Origin of the sequence: Luteimonas sp. S4-F44, from assembly GCF_022637415.1 — a bacterium.
Classification (GTDB): domain Bacteria; phylum Pseudomonadota; class Gammaproteobacteria; order Xanthomonadales; family Xanthomonadaceae; genus Luteimonas.
Genome location: NZ_CP093340.1, coordinates 1,655,626 through 1,671,738, shown reverse-complemented (window position 1 = coordinate 1,671,738; position 16,113 = coordinate 1,655,626). Strand labels below are relative to the sequence as shown.

17 protein-coding genes, 1 tRNA gene, 1 other RNA gene, 1 pseudogene and 1 riboswitch are annotated in these 16,113 nt (G+C 67.8%); of the genes and pseudogenes, 11 read left to right on the top strand and 9 right to left on the bottom strand.

Translation table 11 applies throughout. From position 1 onward, the window contains the following. Positions 1 to 64: 64 nt before the first annotated feature. Positions 65 to 1,150 (bottom strand): heat-inducible transcriptional repressor HrcA, encoded by a 1,086-nt coding sequence (gene hrcA / locus MNO14_RS07580; RefSeq protein WP_241946078.1) that lies wholly within the window; start codon positions 1,148 to 1,150, stop codon positions 65 to 67. 117 nt (positions 1,151 to 1,267) lie between these two features. Here hrcA and recN point away from each other — a divergent pair, with 117 nt between their 5' ends. Beyond that, a complete protein-coding gene (gene recN / locus MNO14_RS07575; RefSeq protein WP_241946077.1) occupies positions 1,268 to 2,935 on the top strand; it encodes a DNA repair protein RecN in 1,668 nt (555 codons plus the stop codon). A 72-nt stretch (positions 2,936 to 3,007) separates the two neighbouring features. On the opposite strand, the gene fur is transcribed toward recN, so the two are convergent. Continuing rightward, positions 3,008 to 3,412, bottom strand: coding sequence for a ferric iron uptake transcriptional regulator (fur, locus tag MNO14_RS07570; protein ID WP_241946076.1), 405 nt, complete (start codon positions 3,410 to 3,412; stop codon positions 3,008 to 3,010). A 129-nt stretch (positions 3,413 to 3,541) separates the two neighbouring features. On the opposite strand from fur, the gene bamE reads away from it, so the two are divergent. Then, entirely contained in the window at positions 3,542 to 3,925 is a 384-nt protein-coding gene (gene bamE / locus MNO14_RS07565; protein ID WP_241946075.1) for an outer membrane protein assembly factor BamE, read from the top strand. Between the two features lie 7 nt (positions 3,926 to 3,932). Here bamE and MNO14_RS07560 read toward each other — a convergent pair whose 3' ends face one another. Next, positions 3,933 to 4,199, bottom strand: a complete 267-nt coding sequence (locus tag MNO14_RS07560; RefSeq protein ID WP_241946074.1) for an RnfH family protein — start codon at positions 4,197 to 4,199, stop codon at positions 3,933 to 3,935. 8 nt (positions 4,200 to 4,207) lie between these two features. Next, complete coding sequence (locus MNO14_RS07555) at positions 4,208 to 4,642, bottom strand: SRPBCC family protein (protein WP_241946073.1); 435 nt, start codon at positions 4,640 to 4,642, stop codon at positions 4,208 to 4,210. Between the two features lie 38 nt (positions 4,643 to 4,680). Between MNO14_RS07555 and smpB the strand changes: the two genes are divergently transcribed. Then, positions 4,681 to 5,181: an SsrA-binding protein SmpB gene (gene smpB / locus MNO14_RS07550; protein WP_241946072.1), complete on the top strand. Its 501-nt coding sequence runs from the start codon at positions 4,681 to 4,683 to the stop codon at positions 5,179 to 5,181. Positions 5,182 to 5,193: 12 nt separating this feature from the next. Here smpB and MNO14_RS07545 read toward each other — a convergent pair whose 3' ends face one another. Then, positions 5,194 to 7,347 carry a CHASE domain-containing protein gene (locus tag MNO14_RS07545; protein WP_241946071.1) on the bottom strand — a complete coding sequence of 718 codons (2,154 nt, stop codon included), beginning with the start codon at positions 7,345 to 7,347 and terminating at the stop codon, positions 5,194 to 5,196. A gap of 284 nt (positions 7,348 to 7,631) precedes the next feature. On the opposite strand from MNO14_RS07545, the gene MNO14_RS07540 reads away from it, so the two are divergent. The 4 genes from MNO14_RS07540 (at position 7,632) to MNO14_RS07525 (ending at position 9,617) form a co-directional block, all read left to right on the top strand. Continuing rightward, positions 7,632 to 7,907, top strand: a complete 276-nt coding sequence (locus tag MNO14_RS07540) for a hypothetical protein (RefSeq protein WP_241946070.1) — start codon at positions 7,632 to 7,634, stop codon at positions 7,905 to 7,907. A 242-nt stretch (positions 7,908 to 8,149) separates the two neighbouring features. After that, positions 8,150 to 8,407 carry a hypothetical protein gene (locus MNO14_RS07535; protein WP_241946069.1) on the top strand — a complete coding sequence of 86 codons (258 nt, stop codon included), beginning with the start codon at positions 8,150 to 8,152 and terminating at the stop codon, positions 8,405 to 8,407. A 355-nt stretch (positions 8,408 to 8,762) separates the two neighbouring features. Next, entirely contained in the window at positions 8,763 to 9,029 is a 267-nt protein-coding gene (locus tag MNO14_RS07530; RefSeq protein ID WP_241946068.1) for a hypothetical protein, read from the top strand. Positions 9,030 to 9,383: 354 nt separating this feature from the next. Next, complete coding sequence (locus MNO14_RS07525) at positions 9,384 to 9,617, top strand: hypothetical protein (RefSeq protein WP_241946067.1); 234 nt, start codon at positions 9,384 to 9,386, stop codon at positions 9,615 to 9,617. Between the two features lie 88 nt (positions 9,618 to 9,705). Here MNO14_RS07525 and ssrA read toward each other — a convergent pair. Further along, positions 9,706 to 10,058, bottom strand: a transfer-messenger RNA (tmRNA) gene (gene ssrA, locus MNO14_RS07520). A 198-nt stretch (positions 10,059 to 10,256) separates the two neighbouring features. After that, positions 10,257 to 10,385, top strand: a riboswitch (yybP-ykoY riboswitch). Positions 10,386 to 10,438: 53 nt separating this feature from the next. Between ssrA and mntP the strand changes: the two genes are divergently transcribed. Together mntP and MNO14_RS07510 are read left to right on the top strand one after the other, a co-directional pair. Beyond that, a complete protein-coding gene (gene mntP / locus MNO14_RS07515; protein WP_241946066.1) occupies positions 10,439 to 11,029 on the top strand; it encodes a manganese efflux pump MntP in 591 nt (196 codons plus the stop codon). Between the two features lie 107 nt (positions 11,030 to 11,136). Continuing rightward, positions 11,137 to 11,634: a hypothetical protein gene (locus MNO14_RS07510; protein WP_241946065.1), complete on the top strand. Its 498-nt coding sequence runs from the start codon at positions 11,137 to 11,139 to the stop codon at positions 11,632 to 11,634. A gap of 10 nt (positions 11,635 to 11,644) precedes the next feature. Here the strand turns inward: MNO14_RS07510 and MNO14_RS07505 are convergent. The 3 genes and pseudogenes from MNO14_RS07505 to serS form a co-directional block, all read right to left on the bottom strand. Next, a tRNA-Ser gene (locus tag MNO14_RS07505) sits at positions 11,645 to 11,734 on the bottom strand. Positions 11,735 to 12,305: 571 nt separating this feature from the next. Further along, positions 12,306 to 13,232: pseudogene (locus MNO14_RS07500) on the bottom strand (LysR family transcriptional regulator); the annotation flags it as partial. Between the two features lie 135 nt (positions 13,233 to 13,367). Further along, the gene (gene serS, locus MNO14_RS07495; RefSeq protein WP_241946063.1) at positions 13,368 to 14,648 is read right to left on the bottom strand and encodes a serine--tRNA ligase; all 1,281 of its coding nucleotides are present in this window, start codon (positions 14,646 to 14,648) and stop codon (positions 13,368 to 13,370) included. 118 nt (positions 14,649 to 14,766) lie between these two features. On the opposite strand from serS, the gene MNO14_RS07490 reads away from it, so the two are divergent. Together MNO14_RS07490 and MNO14_RS07485 are read left to right on the top strand one after the other, a co-directional pair. Then, entirely contained in the window at positions 14,767 to 15,417 is a 651-nt protein-coding gene (locus MNO14_RS07490; RefSeq protein ID WP_241946062.1) for an energy transducer TonB, read from the top strand. 76 nt (positions 15,418 to 15,493) lie between these two features. Continuing rightward, positions 15,494 to 16,069 (top strand): energy transducer TonB, encoded by a 576-nt coding sequence (locus MNO14_RS07485; RefSeq protein ID WP_241946061.1) that lies wholly within the window; start codon positions 15,494 to 15,496, stop codon positions 16,067 to 16,069. Positions 16,070 to 16,113: the final 44 nt, after the last annotated feature.

Sequence of the window (16,113 nt, the reverse complement as noted above, 5' to 3'; positions counted from 1 at the left end):
TGGGGCTGGCCGCCCAGGTTTCAAGCCGCGACCGGGGAATCGGCGCGTCCGCCCACCCCGTCGCTCAGGCCGCGTCGGGCGTGCGTCCCGGGGCGCCGTCGGCGGCCGCGGGATGGCCGCCGAGCGCGGCGCCCAACAGATCGGCGGTCGCCTGCACCACCGGGATCACCCGGTCGTAGGCCATGCGGGTCGGGCCGATCACGCCGAGCACACCCAGTGTCCGTCCGCCTGCCGCGTACGGCGCGGTGACCAGCGACACGCCCTCCAGCGGCGCCAGGCCGGTTTCCTCGCCGATGAAGATGCGCACACCCGGTGCATGCAGGGTGCGTTCGAGCAACTGCAGGATCTCGCGCTTGCGCGAAAACGCCTCGAACAACTCGCGCAGCCGGTCCAGGTCCGACAGGTCCTGCACGCCGATCAGCCGGCTCTGCCCGGCCAGCACCATGTCCTCGTCGGACGGCACCAGCGCCTGTTCGGCCAGCTCCATCGTCTGCGCCAGCAACGCCTCCATCTCGTCGCGGGCGTGGCGCAATTCCTCGACCAGCGTCGCCCGCACCGCGGCCATCGGTCGGCCGGCGCAATGCTGGTTCAGATAGTTGGCCACGCGCTCGAGCTCGGCGGCGTCGAAACTGCGCCGGGTCTGGAAAATCCGGTTCTGCACCTCGTGGTCGGCGAAGACGATGATCGCCATGACCCGCTGGCCGTCGAGCGGCACGAAATCGATATGCCGGAACGCCAGTTGCTCGCGCCGCGGCACCGAAACCACCCCGACGAAACGCGTCATCGCCGAAACCAGTTCCGAGGCACTGCCCAGCAGCGACTGATGCCCGCCGGCGCCGGTCAGCTCCCCGCGCAGCCGCACCAGTTCCTGCTCGCGCAGCGGCTTGACCTGCAGCAGTGAATCGACAAACACGCGGTAGCCCTGCGCGGTGGGCACGCGCCCGGCCGAGGTGTGCGGGGAGCTCAGCAGCCCAGCCTCCTCCAGATCGGCCAGGATGTTGCGAATGGTCGCCGGGCTCACGTCCAGCCCGGCATGCCGGGCAAGCGTCTGCGAACCGACCGGCTCACCGTCGCGGATGTGCCGCCCGATCAGCGTGCGCAGCAGCTGGCGGGCGCGCGGGTCGAGCGGGTGGCGGGTGTCGGACGACATGCGGGCGGTATACGGCGCCGCCGCCACCGATGCAAGCGCGGTCTCCGGCCGTGAGACACGCGCGGGCTATCAAGCCGGCGCTACACGACCGCAGGCCACCCAGGCACAATTCCACCGATGCTCACCCACCTCGCCATCCGCAACTTCGCCGTCGCCACCGCCACCGACCTCGAGTTCGGCCCGGGGCTGACCGTCATCTCCGGCGAGACCGGCGCCGGCAAGTCGCTGCTGGTCGATGCGCTGGGCTTTCTGTCCGGCCAGCGTGCCGACAGCGGCATCGTCCGCCATGGCGCCGAGCGCGCCGAGCTGCATGCCGAGTTCACGCTCGACGACGCCGCCCCGGCGCTGCGCTGGTTGCGCGACAACGAGCTCGACGAAGGCGCGACCTGCCAGTTGCGGCGCACGCTGCGTGCCGACGGCGGCTCGCGGGCCTGGATCAATGGCCGGCCGGCAACGATCGCCCAGCTGTCCGAACTCGCCGGACGCCTGGTCGAGATCCACGGCCAACATGAACACCAGGCGCTGCTGGCGCGCGGCAGTCAGCTGGCGCTGCTCGATGCCCAGGCCGGCAATGGCGCGTTGCTGGCGGCGGTCCGCGGCGCGGCGCAGGACTGGCGTGCCTTGCAGAGCGAGCGCGAAGCGCTGATCGGCATCGGCGATGTCGGCGAGCGCCGCGACTGGCTGCGCCATCAGCTCGGTGAACTGGAAGGCGAGCGGCTGGAACCCGAGGCGATCGCCGAGCTGCACGCCGCCCACCGCCGCCATGCCAACGCCGCCGGCCTGATCCAGACCTGCGACGCGGCGCTGGCCCGGATGAGCGGCGAGGATGCCGTCGGCCTGCCGCAGGCGCTGCACGCGCTGCGCCACGAGCTGGGCCGGATGCGTGCGCACGAGCCCCGGCTGGGCGAAGTCGACGCGATGCTCGACGCTGCGACGATCCAGCTCGACGAAGCCACCCGCCTGCTCGGCCAGGTCCGCGACGACCTCGACATCGACCCCGCCGAGCTCGAGTTGCTCGAACAGCGCCTGAGCCGGCTGCACGAACTGGCGCGCAAGCACCGGGTCACGCCCGAGGACTTGGGCGAGGTCAGGCAACGCTTGACTGCCGAGCTCGAGCAGCTCGACGGTGCCGGCGATCGCCTGGCGCGGCTGGACGGCGAGATCGACGCGGCGTTCGCGCGCTGGCACACCGCCGCCGACCGCTTGGGCGCGGCCCGCCGCAAGGCCGGCAAGGCGCTGTCGAAGGCGACGACCGCGCTGATCCACGAGCTGGGTATGGGCGGCGGGACCTTCGAGGTCGCGTTCGAACCGGTCGAGCACGACCGGCCCGATCCGCAGGGCGCCGAGCGCATCGAGTTCATGGTCTCGGCCAACGCCGGCCAGCCGCCACGGCCGCTGCGCCGGGTCGCCTCGGGCGGCGAGCTGTCGCGCATCTCGCTGGCGATCGAGGTCGCGGCGCTGGGCCACGACGCGGTGCCGACGATGGTCTTCGACGAGGTCGACTCCGGCATCGGCGGCGCGGTCGCCGATATCGTCGGCCGCAAACTGCGCGCCCTGGGTGCCAGCCGCCAGGTGCTGTGCGTGACCCACCTGCCCCAGGTCGCGTCCAAGGGCCACACCCACTACCGCGTGCACAAGGTCACGAGCGGCGGCACGACCGAAAGCCGCGTCAGCCTGCTCGAGGCCGACGCCCGGACCGAAGAACTGGCGCGGATGCTGGGTGGCGTCGAGGTCAGCAGTGAGGCCCGCGCGGCCGCCCGCAAGCTGCTGCAGGACATGGCCTGAGGGCTGGACCGCCGCCCCGCCCGCTGCGCCTGCGGTCACCCGCATGCAGCGCGATGATCGGTTTTGGAGACCTCAGCGCTTCTTGCGCACGTACAGCACCAGCGAGTGGTCTTCGAGATGATAGCCGTAGCGCTCGGCGATCTCGTGCTGGAGCTTCTCGATCTCGGCGCTTTCGAACTCGATGATCTTGCCGGTGTCCACGTCCACCATGTGGTCGTGGTGGCCGCCGCGGTCGAGCTCGTAGACCGCGTGCCCCCCCTCGAAATTGTGCTTGAGCACCAGGCCGGCGGCCTCGAACTGGGTGAGCACCCGGTACACCGTCGCCAGCCCGATCTCGTCGCCCTGCTCGAGCAACTGCCGGTAGATGTCCTCGGCGGTCAGGTGCTGCCGCGGCGTGCGCTGCTCCAGCAGGTCCAGGATCCGCATGCGCGGGTGGGTGACTTTCAGTCCTGCCTTGCGCAGGTCGAGCGATTCCATGAAGTGTCTCCGAGTACAGGCCGGCATTCACTGGCGGTTGAACGCCGGCTGCCTGAATCGCGGTGGCGGCGTGACGCGCAGTGTATCATCGGCCCGGTCCCCGCAGCTCCCCGGCCCCTGCCCTCCGCCATGAAGAACGTCATTCTCGTCTCGGCCCTCGTCCTGGCCACCAGCGGCTGCGCCCTGGTCTACAAGCAGCCGATCTATCAGGGCAACCTGATCGAGCAGTCCGCGGTCGAACAGTTGCAGGTGGGCATGGGCAAGCCGCAGGTCGAGGCGCTGCTGGGCTCGCCCTCGATCGCCGACCCGTTCCACCACCAGCGCTGGGACTACACCGCCACGCAGCGGGTCGGCCGCAGCAGTCACACCGAGATGAAGAACTTTACCGTCTACTTCGAGAACGACCAGCTCGCACGCTGGGAAGGCGACTACTTCCCCAACCGCGACCAGGAACTGGCCGAGCAGATGCGCAAGTTCGGCAACCTGCCCAAGGAACGCGGCAAGCGCCGCTGACGGCGCGTCAACCCGCGTCGCGCTTCGCCGCCCGGCGCCTGCGCGCTTCCTTCGGGTCGAGCTGCAGCGCCCGTAACAGCTCCAGGCGGTCGCCGTCCGCCAGTTTTGCGGCGACCTCCACACGCACGCCGTACACCGCATAGCCAGCGATACCGGCCAGCACACTCGGATCGGGCAGCGCCGCCAGCGCAGCCGCGACATCGGCGCCATCGGGCAGCACGAGCGTCCAACTGCGGTGCGCACGGGGCTGCGCGTCGACGACCTCGATCCGCATCGTCGCGCTCAGTCGGCCGGCTCGCGCTCGGCGACCCGGATGAAATCGTTGACCATGCGGTCGGCGAGCCCGCGGAAACCGAGCGTAAGTGCCGGCAGCATCAGGCGGCTGCTCGGCTCGAACTCCAGCGACAGCGACACCTTGCACGAGCTCGGATCCAGCGCCCGAAACGTCCAGCGCCCGTGCAGCGACTTGAATGGACCGTCCCGCAACTGCATGTCGATGGTATCGGGCGGCGACAAGGTGTTCTCGGTCGTGAACCACGTCCGCAACGCGCCCAGGCCCAGATCGAGCCGGGCGACGATGCGGTCGTCGTCCGATTCCAGAACCTGCGCCGCATCGCACCAGGCGAACCGGCGCGGATAGGCATGAATATCGTTGACCAGCGCGAACATGCGCTCGGCCGGCTGCCCGACAAGGGCGCTACGTTCGATCTTGGGCATGACTCGCCTGGAGGACGTGCTTCGAGGACAATGGGGAAATGAGCAAGAAAAGCGGCAAGGCCAAGGATAAAGCAAACAGCACCGGCACCATCGCGCTGAACAAGCGCGCGCGCCACGAGTATCAGCTCGAGGACCGCTACGAGGCCGGCCTGGCGCTGCAGGGCTGGGAGCTCAAGGCCATCCGCGCCGGGCGCGCCAACATCGGCGAGAGCTACGCCGTCATCCGCCACGGTGAACTGTTCCTGTTCGGCGCCCAGATCACGCCGCTGATCCAGGCCTCCACGCACGTCGTCGCCGACGCCCACCGCACGCGCAAGCTGTTGCTGCACCGGCGCGAGATCGACGTGCTGGTCGGCCGCGTGCAGCGCGACGGCTATACCGTCGTGCCGACCGCGTTGTACTGGAAGGGCAACAAGATCAAGGCCGAGATCGCGCTCGCCAAGGGCAAGCAGAAGCACGACAAGCGCGAGACCGAGCGCGAACGCGACTGGGCCCGCGACAAGCAGCGGCTGCTGCGCCGGCACAACAAGGACGCCTGACCGCCGGGCACCTCAGGGCCGCGACGGCTCCGTTTTGCGCGCCAGCGTGAAGCGGAACGTGGCGCCCTGCCCAGGCGCACCTTCGGCCGAGATCGTGCCGCCGTGGCGCTCGACGATGCGCTTGACCGACGCCAGTCCCACGCCGTGGCCCTTGTACTCGTCCTCACGGTGCAGCCGCTGGAACGGACGAAACAGTTTGCCCGCGTACTCGGCGTTGAAGCCCGCTCCGTTATCGCGCACGAAGAACACGCCATCGGCGCCGCACCCGAACTCGATCCTGGCATCGGCGGTATCGGCGGTGAACTTCCAGGCGTTGCCGAGCAGATTCTGCAGCAGGTTGCGCACCAGCGCCGCGTCGCCCTCGGCGGTCAGCCCCGGCGCGATGACGACCTCGACCTGACGCGCCGGCTCGGCCTGGCGCAGCTCGGCCACCACCTCCTCCGCCAGCCGGCTCAGATCCAGCGGGCTGCGCTTGAACTCGCCGCGGCTGATACGCGACATCTTCAGCAATGCATCGATCAGCGCATCCATCCGCGCGGCCGCATTGCGCACCCGCGCCAGATAGTCCTGCCCCTGCGCATCGATCGCATTGCCGTAGCGCTCGGCCAGAATCCGCCCGAACCCGTCGATGCTGCGCAGCGGCGCGCGCAGGTCGTGTGAAACGATGTAGGCGAACGATTCCAACTCGTGGTTGGCCTGGGTGAGCTCGCGGGTCCGCTGCTCCACGCGCGATTCCAGCGTGCGATTGAGCGCATGCACCTGCGCCTCGGCGCGCAAGCGTTCGGTCACGTCCTCGACCTGCACCAGCCGGGTGACCTCGCTGTCGGCCTCGCCCAGCACCAGCGTCGAGGCCAGATGCACCTGGCGGATATCGCCATCGCACCGACGCAGACGCCGGGTACTGCGGTGGACCCCTTCGCGCAGCGCCTGCGTCTCCTGCGTCCGTGTGACCTGGTCCTGCGCATCGACGAAGTAATCGCTCAGCCGCGTGCCGGTCATCGACGCCTGCTCCAGACCCGCGATCTGCGCCATCGCCGGGTTGGTCTCGACGATGGTGCCATTGCGGTCCAGCAGCACCATACCGATCGCCGAGTAGCGCATCGCATTGCGGAATCGCTGTTCGCTGCGGCGGTAGGAATCACTGAGCCGGCGTGCCAGGAACTCCGCGCGCGACTGTGTCCTGGCCAGCGTCAGCACCACCGCGAACAGCAGCAACGAGGCCAGCACCCCAGTCACCAGGGTGGTCTGCAGCTCGCGCATGCCGCCCGAGGTCAGCGGCCCGATGTGCTGGAAGTCGTAACGCCACGTGCGGCCGTAGACCGTCTGGGTCAGCGAGTGGAGCACCCGTCCCGAGGGATCGTCATCGAAGTTGTGCGTCTGCAGCACCGGCGCGTCCCGGCCGTCGGTCACATCCACGATGCGGAATGCGGTGTGCAGACCACTGCTCACGCCCGATCGGTCGATGAAGTCCGCAGACCGGAAGGAGGCGAACACCCAGCCGATCAGCGCGTTCTCGCGCGCAGCGGGCGTTTCGGGAAACCGCACCGTACGGTAGACCGGTCCGAACATCAGCACGCCGGGCCCGCCGTCGGCGGCCATCGGCCGCAACATCATCGGCGCGCTCAGACGCACCTGTCCGCTGTCGCGCGCCGCCTCCATCGCCGCGCGGCGCACCGGATCGCTGTACTGGTCAAAGCCGATCATCGTGCGCGAGCCCGGATTCTCCGGTTCGAAGTAGACGATCACCCCGTACTTGTCACGCGCGCCGCGCGGCCGCACCGAGAACAGCCCCTCGCCCTGTGCCCGCCGCCGCAACTGGAGTTCCGCCAGCCCACGCGGATCGACGTAGGCGACGTAGCCCAGCCCGACCATGCCCGGCAACTGCCGGGCGATATCCAGTCCCTCGACGTAACCGCGCCATTGCCGCGTCGTCGGCATGTCCGCCGCCGCGCTGTGCAGCGCCACCCCGCCCCGGATACTCAGCTCGTACTGCAGCAGACGCTGGCGGACTGCATCGGCCAGGCGCTCGGCCTCGGCCACGAAGCTTCCCTGGGCCAGCCGCTGCTCGCGCTCGCTCGCGTTGTGCGCGTACAGCGCCACCATCAGCAGCGCGCCGACCAGCACCAGCAGCGCGAGCCCATAGCCGCGACGCAAGCGGGCCCGCAACGAGACAGGCGTAAGGCGTTGAAAAGGCGAGGGTCCGGCCATCTGGACAGGATAGCGGCCCGGCGGCGTGAAGACAGCCGCCCCAGCCCCGGCCATCCGGCATAGAACAGGAAACAGCCGGGCCCGCCCGGCGCCCGGGCTGCGCGATCCGCCGGCCACGCCCACTGCACGGCTGCCCGAATCCAGGTCGCTGAGCGCGGAACCGCACCGACCAGGCGCGGGCTGGCCGCTAACCTGGCAACCACAAGGGCACTGGACGCGGCACCTGGCCTCAAGAGCACCCTATGCACCGCTTCTCCATCGAAATCGATGCCATCGGCGATCAGGAGTCGGATCTGCTCGAATGCCTGACCTGCATCGACTTGCAGCGGCCACTGGATCCCAAGGCGTTACCGCTCATCGACCGACTCGTCGCCAGCGGCTTGGTCGATCGGACGCCCGATGGCGAACTGGCGCTGAAACTGGCCGGCATCGAGCGTTGCAAATCGCTGAACCTGCGTGTCTCCTCCGACACCGCAGCACGCGGCGTACTTAATGCACGCCGGCGGCGCGGCGTTTAAGGGCGCGGCCTTTAAGCCTGTCCCCCCCCAATCCTGATTTCGCCTCAACACAAGCCATCGTTCGTGCGCGTGTTCCGATGCGTAAGCGATGCGTCGGCGCCGATAGCGCGCGTAGCCATCCCCGCGTCACCGCGCCTGAAAAAACTCAGATCGACGATGGCCAAGTCAGGCCGAGTTTGGCCACCGTCCTGGCGGTGCTATAACTGAATGGCAGCAATGACGCTGCGACGTTAAGGACGACGATGCGCAAGATCACCAAAATGCTGATCGCGAGCTCGCTTCTGGGCCTCTCGGCTGCCGCCACCGCAGGTGTGATTTCGATCAACGTGGCCGGACAAGGGGGCACCGAGAACGACGCCATCGATGCCGCCTTCGAGGAAGGCGCGCTGCAATGTGAAAGTAGCTTCGGCGGAATCGCCGCCGGCGTGCAGGTGCTGTCCGTGCAGCATTACCCGGGCTTCTGGTGGGCCGAGGTCAACGTGCTTTGTAACGTTCCTTGAGCCTGCGACGGGCTTGACCTGTTATCCAACGGATGGGCTCAATCACTGAGCCCGTCTCAAGCCAGCGCCACAGCGAAACAGGTGCCGAGCTACTCGTTCCCGGCCTTCATTCTTGCGCCTCTTCGCCCACAAGCAGACACCCTAGGGGACTGCACGCTCGAGGTTTGTCAGCAACGTCAGACGACCGAAGTGCCCGCTTCGTGGTATCACGACGCGATCTCGCATTCCTCGGGATGTCGTTCCGGCCAAACCGCGTCGGAAGCTCGCTGATTATTGAAGCTCGTCGCATATCCGGCTTCGGATTGATGCTTGAACGCAATGGCAGCATTGACGCTGCGACGTTAGGGACAACGAGATGCGAAAGATCAAGAAGAGCGCGTGTGTGGGCGTAATGTTGGCACTGCTTTCTGCAGCGGCTGTGGCAGCGAGCGTGATTTCAATTCACGCCATGGGAGTGGCCGGTACCGAACAAGGCGCAGTGAGAAATGCGCTTGGCAATGGTGAAATCCAATGCCTGGCCAACTACCGCGGGGTCGTAACCGATTACCAGATCGTCTCTGTGGAGCAGCAAGCTTCTGGTCCCTGGGTAGCCATCGTAGAGGTTTTCTGCAAAGTCACCTGAACTGCATCTCGACTCGATCGCCATATCAACGATGGGCTCAGACGCTGAGCCCGTCTCAAAGTAGACGCTCAACGCGAATCACCCCCCTCGCTCAGCTGCCCCTGCGGGCGTCTCATTGCGGCCCTCGCCAAACCGGAGTAAGGCGTTTTCGCAGATGCGGAGTTCCCGACAACGGCGAAGCCGAGTACTACAGCGCGAACAAGATTCTCTGCGCTCCTTGCGAGACATCGCTCTGGCGCGCGGCAGATCGCAAACTAGCTCGCATCGAACGCTAGCGGGCGAGGAAAGAAAGATGCGGTAGGATCGCATCGGCCATACAGGCCGAAATAGGAGCGATAAATGAAGGGATTTTGCATGCGCACCGTCGCGACACTCGCGCTACTGACTTCTGCTGGTGTTGTTTCGGCCGGCGAAATCTACGAGGTCTGGGGCCATGGCGCTACTTGGGAGCAGGCACGCGATGACGCTCGCACACTTGGCGTCCAGCTGTGCATCAGCCAAGGATACTCAGGTGCGGCATTCGAAGAAGTCCAAACCTACGACTCTGGTGGCGGATACATCACCTACGGTCTTGCCGAATGCTACTGAGTTGACCGATAGACGATGTGGATAAAAAGGGCCGGAGACCGCATCACATTGCGGTTCTCCGGCCTTTCTTGGTCCGAGGGACCTTCAATGGTGGAGGTGGCGGGAGTCGAACCCGCGTCCGAAGGCACTCCATCCCCGGTACTACATGCTTAGCGCCCCGTTGAATCTCGCCCCGGAACAGCACGGTGCGCAAAGCGCATCCCGGGACCAGCCTGTCAGTTCAACCACGGCAGACAGGCGGCCGCCGCGGCTGGTTCCTGTGATGATGACCCTACATCCACGAGCACAGGCACAAGTGGGTTCGGGGCTTACGCCTTAAGCGGCGAGAGCGTAGTTGTCGTCGTTGGCAACTAAAAGTTTGCCGCTGGATTTACGAGGAAAGCTGCCCCCTCGGCATGCACCAGGTAATTTCGCGACCCCCGTCGAAGCCATGGCACCCCCGGGAAATCAGAACTTACGCTGATGCATGGAGTATAGGGGCGGCTTGCGGCGATGCAAGCGCATTGCGACGACGTGCGAGCGCAGGTTCATCGGCGGGCCCGCCCCCACGGCGCTGTGCCCAGCGCAATCGTTCCAACTATGAGAATTGTCATCGGCTATAACGTCGCATCGTTCGATCGGTGCTGTTAGCATGCGCGTCCCCTTGGGGAGTAGCCGGCTTCCGCACTGCGGAAGCGCCCGCGTCAACACACTCGATCCATTGCGATCGTGGCGCGTGCGACCAGTCCAGGTTGGCGAGACCAGCGGTGTACCGGCATCACGCGGGTTGGGCGTGCCGGCATGCCGTCGTCGCGCTTGCCCGGCCCCGATCGATACGCACGATGTCTCTGGCTTCTATCCTCCTGATCGGCTTCGCCATGTCGACCGACGCCTTCGCCGCCGCTGTCGGCAAGGGTGCGGCGATGCGACGCCCCCGCTTTATCCAGGCGCTGCGCGCCGGTGCGATCTTCGGCACGATCGAGGCGCTGACGCCTGTGATCGGCTGGGCCCTGGGCCTGGCTGCAGCCGCCTATGTCACCGCCTGGGATCACTGGATCGCGTTCGTCCTGCTGGGCCTGCTCGGCGCGCGCATGATCCACGCCGGCCTGCGCAAGACCCCCGAAGATGACCCCGACGCGGTCCCTGCTCGGCACGGCTTCTGGAACCTCGCCGCGACCGGCTTTGCCACCAGCATCGACGCGATGGCGATCGGCGTGGGCCTGGCCTTCCTCGACGTCAACATCGCCGTGGTGGCAACCGTCATCGGCATCTGCACCCTGGTCATGGTGACCACCGGCATCATGCTCGGACGCGTGCTGGGCGCACTCGCCGGCAAGCGCGCCGAGATCATCGGCGGATTGATCCTGATCGGCATCGGCGCGGCCATCCTCTATGAGCACTTAGGCGGCGGTGGCGGCGTGCCTGCGTTGTAACCGGCGCGCGATGCGTGCGCGGTGGGAGTGGCCACGATACGCGCGGTTCACGGCAACCACACGAGGAGGCCCCGAAGCTCGAATCATCGTCAGCCGGAGCGTCCTCGATGAAAGTCCGCCGCGTCTACAGCACCGATTCCCTGCCCGCCGCGCAGACCGCCATCCGTGAGGTGCGCGACGCGGGCATCGAAGACGATGCCATTTCGGTGATCGCCCGATCGGATATCGAGCTTGAAAGCGTGCCCGAGCATCAGAAGGAAGCCCCTACCGATTTCAAGCACGCTGCGATGCGTGGCGCCGGCTTGGGTGGGGCGACCGGCCTGATTGCAGGCCTGGTGGCGGTGGCAGTGCCGCCGCTTGGACTGACTCTCGCTGGCGTCGCCTTGACGACGCTGGGCGGTGCCGCCGTCGGGACTTGGGCATCGTCGTTGGTCGGCGCTTCCCTGCCCGATCCGGTGCGGCGCACGTTCGAGGATGAGATCGAGGCGGGCCGCATCCTGATCGTCATCGACGGCGAAGGCGACGCGCTGGCGCGTGCGGAGGCCGCGCTGCAGGCCACAGGTGCGCGGCATCTGCCGTATGAGGAGGCGTCGGCGTTGAGTTGATGCAGGAGATTGGCGGAGAGAGTGGGATTCGAACCCACGGAAGGTTTGACCCTTCGGCGGTTTTCAAGACCGCTGCCTTAAACCACTCGGCCATCTCTCCGTTGTTACTGCGCTCCCCACACTACACCGCGCTTCGCGCGGTGCCGGCGGTTTGACCATCGACCTGTGGTCGATGTTTCCTCCGGCCTAAGGCCTCCGGATCAAGACCGCTGCCTTAAACCACTCGGCCATCTCTCCGTTGTTACTGCGCTCCCACACTACACCGCGCTTCGCGCGGTGCCGGCGGTTTGACCATCGACCTGCGGTCGATGTTTCCTCCGGCCTAAGGCCTCCGGATCAAGACCGCTGCCTTAAACCACTCGGCCATCTCTCCGTTGTTACTGCGCTTCCCACACTACACCGCGCTTCGCGCGGTGCCGGCGGTTTGACCATCGACCTGCGGTCGATGTTTCCTCCGGCCTAAGGCCTCCGGATCAAGACCGCTGCCTTAAACCACTCGGCCATCTCTCCGTTTCAATGCAACCCCCGACATGACACCGCGCTTTGCGTGGCATGTGCGGGTCAGCACGAGGACTTCAGGTCCGGGCGCTGGCTCAGGACATTGTCGCACGCGCGGCGCCCTGTGCGATGCGGGACACGGACGTCGGTGCGCTATCGCGGGCCTTGCCGTCACAGTTACGGCAATCCAGGCTCGAGGCTTCGATCAGCGGGGGCAGCTTCTCGGCCAGGAAGTCGATGAACACCCGGACCGCGGGCAGCAGGCCGCGACGCGAGGCGAACACGGCGTGGGCGATGCCCTGGGGCAGGTGCCAGTCGGGCAGCACGACCTCCAGTTCGCCATTGCGCACGGCTTCGGCGCACAGGGTCTCGGGCAGCATCGTGATGCCCAGGCCCTGCTTGGCCAGCGCCATCAGCATCGGGAAGTCGAAACCGGCGACGCGCGGCTTGAGTTCCACGCGGCGGGTGGTGCCGTCGGCGGCCTGCAGGTCCCAACGCTGCTTCACCTCGTCCTCGCCCATGCTCATCGTGGTGTGCTGGCCGAGTTCGTCCGGGTCTTTGGGGCGGCCCATGCGATCGAGATAGCCGGGGCTGGCGACCAGCAGTTCCTGGATCTGGCCGAAGCTGCGCATGACCAGGCTGCCGTCGTCGTCGAGCTTGGCGCGCACGCGCACGGCAACGTCGAAGCCCTCGTTGATGACGTCCACGCGGCGGTTGCTGACGTGCAACTGCACGCGTACCTGCGGATAACGGGCCAGGAACTCGGGCAACATCTTCGGAATCGATTGCTGGGCGATGCTCACCGGCACGCTCACGCGCACCAGCCCACGCGGCTCGGCGCTGAGCCGGTCGACGACCTCGCGCGCGGCGGTGGCCTCGGCCAACATCGATTGCGCATGGCGGAACACGCTCTGGCCGACGTCGGTGACGGCGAACCGGCGGGTCGAGCGCTGCAGCAGGCGCACGCCCAGTTCGGTTTCCAGCTGGCTGATGCGCCGGCTCAGCCGGGACTTCGGGATCCCGAGCGCCCGCTCGGCCGCGGCGAAGCCGCCATGTTCGACCACCATGGCGAAGTAGTAGAGATCATTGAGATCCTGCATGGGAAGCCGCCTTGCTATCAGGACAATAGGCGATATTGGACCACTTCCATCCTATTTCCACAACGAATTCCGCCGGGCGGCTTCCCGGCGGTTCATCGCAGCGATGCAGTGACGGCGCCCCCAGCGCCGGGCCGGTCAGCCCAGGCGGGTGATGCCGCCCATGTACGGATGCAGCACCTCGGGGACCTCGATCGTGCCGTCGGCGTTCTGGAAGTTCTCCATGACCGCGATCAGCGTGCGGCCCACCGCCAGGCCCGAACCGTTGAGGGTGTGCACGAGTTCCGGCTTGCCGGTCTCGGGATTGCGCCAGCGCGCCTGCATGCGCCGGGCCTGGAAGTCGCCGCAGTTCGAGCACGATGAGATCTCGCGATAGGTCTGCTGCGAAGGCAGCCAGACTTCGAGGTCGTAGGTCCGGCGCGCCGCGAAGCCCATGTCGCCACTGCACAGCAGCATGCGGCGGTACGGCAGCCCGAGGCGCTCGAGCACGGTCTCGGCGCACCGGGTCATGCGCTCGAGTTCGGCGTCGCTGTCGGCCGGGCGCACCACCGAGACCATTTCCACCTTCTCGAACTGGTGCTGGCGGATCATGCCGCGGGTGTCGCGGCCATGGCTGCCGGCCTCGGACCGGAAGCACAGCGAATGCGCACTCATGCGAAGCGGCAGCCGCTCGGCCTCGACGATCTCGTCGCGGACCAGGTTGGTCAGCGCGATCTCGGAGGTGGAGATCAGATAGCGCGTCTGCTCGCCCAGCGCGGTGGCGAACATGTCTTCCTCGAACTTGGGCAGCTGCCCGGTGCCGTAGAGGCTGTCGGCGTTGACGATCACCGGCACGCTGGTTTCCTCGTAGCCGTGTTCGCCGGTGTGCAGGTCGAGCATGAACTGGGAGAGCGCGCGGTGCAGGCGCGCGAGTTGGCCGCGCAGCACCGTAAAGCGGGCGCCGCTGAGCTTGGCGGCGGCTTCGGCATCGAGCCAGCCGTCGCGGGCACCGAGCTCGACGTGATCGCGGACCGGGAAGTCGAAGCTGCGCGGCGTGCCCCAGCGCGCCTGCTCGACATTGTCGGCCTCATCGCGCCCCACCGGCACGCTGGCGTCGGGCAGATTCGGCACGCTCAGGGTCAGCGCTTCGAGTTCGGCCTTGATGCCGTCCAGGCGGGACTCGCTGGCCTTGAGTTCGTCGCCGAAGTCGGCGACCTCGGCCAGCAGCGGGGCGACGTCCTCGCCGCGCGCCTTGGCCTGGCCGATCGCCTTGCTGCGCGTGTTGCGCAGGTTCTGCAGCTCCTGGGTGCGGACCTGGATCTGCTTGCGCTCGGCCTCCAACGATTCGATGCGCGACACCGGCAGGTCGTACCCGCGGCTGTCGCGCAGGCGCGCGGCGGTGTCGGCGAGGTGTTGGCGCAGCAGGCTGGGATCGAGCATCGGGGCGTCGTCATCGAAAGCGGGAGCGGCATTATCGCCCGGATCGGCGATGCGCCGAAGCGACGGCCGCGCGGCGGACGTATGACAGAATCGGGCGCCCTGCCCGCTGGAGCCCGCCGTGTCCGCACCCTCGCCCGCCTCGCGCCCCCGCCATGCGTTTCGGCAGTGGCTGCCGACCCGCCGCGCGTGGCTGATGATCGCGGCGGCCTGCGCGCTGGGCGGCCTGCTGTTCGCAGGGCTGTGGTGGCAGCAGCGCGACACGCGCAACCCGGGCGGAGACATCGCGATCAGCGGTCCGCCGGACGCGTCGGATCGAGCGGCCACGCCGTTGCCCGCCCCGCTGCCGGCCAGCGTGGATGGAGCCAGCGGGCGCTTCGGCCCTGCGGAAGACGCGCCGCAAGGCGCCCCCGCCATGATCGCGCCACCGGTCGCGAGCGGACCGGAGCCGGCGCCGGCAACACCGCCACCGGAGACGACCGCGCAGGCCGTCGACAGCACGCCGCGGCCGCTGTCCACGCCGCAACCGCGCTATCCCCGCGCATCGCTGCGACGGGGCGAGAGCGGCGATGTGATGCTGCGGGTGCAGGTGGGCGCCGATGGTCGCGTGGCGGGCATCGATGTGATCGCAGGCAGCGGGCACACGCGCCTGGACCGCGCCGCTGTCAGCGCGGTGCGGCGCTGGCGCTTCGAACCAGCGATGCGCGCCGGCCAGCCAGTCCCCGGCGAGGTGCGCGTACCCATCGCGTTCTCCCCGACAGACGATTCCTGAGCCCCGGCCGGCGCTGACAAAGTCTCCACATCGGCAGTGGGAGGCTCGGCGCATCTTCCGGCGTGGAGCTACGACGATGAGCGATCCGATGCGGCGTCCCGACGATGTCCCCCCTCCGGCCGCCCCGCCCCCCGAGCCGCCGCGCAAGGGCTCCAGCCCGCTGATCTGGATCCTGCTGCTGGTGGCGCTGGTGGCACTGGGCTGGTACTTCCTGAGCAAGCGCGACATACCGCAGAGCGAGCCGCTGCCGCCGCCGCCGCCGACGATCGGCGATGGCGTCACACCGCCGGCCGAGCGCGAGCCGGCGCGGACGCCCGAACGGACCCCTCGCCCGTCTGCGTCGACCGCGCCCGCGGATCGTCCGGCCCGCGTGGTGAACCAGCCGCGCCCCGACTATCCGGCCGCGGCCCTGCGCAATCGCGAGGAAGGTTCGGTCACATTGCTCGTGCAGGTGGACGCCGCCGGTAAGCCGACCGATATCAGCGTCGAGCAGCGCAGCCGCTCGCGCGATCTCGATCGCGCCGCGATGGAAGCGGCGCGGAACTGGACCTTCGAGCCGGCGATCCGCAACGGCAAACCTGAGGCGAGTTCAGTGCGGGTCCCGGTCGACTTCACCCTCGAAGACCAGCCGGGCACGACCGCGCGCAACTGAGCGCGTCGATACGTCAATGTCCTCGGCCTGCTCCCCGTCATGGG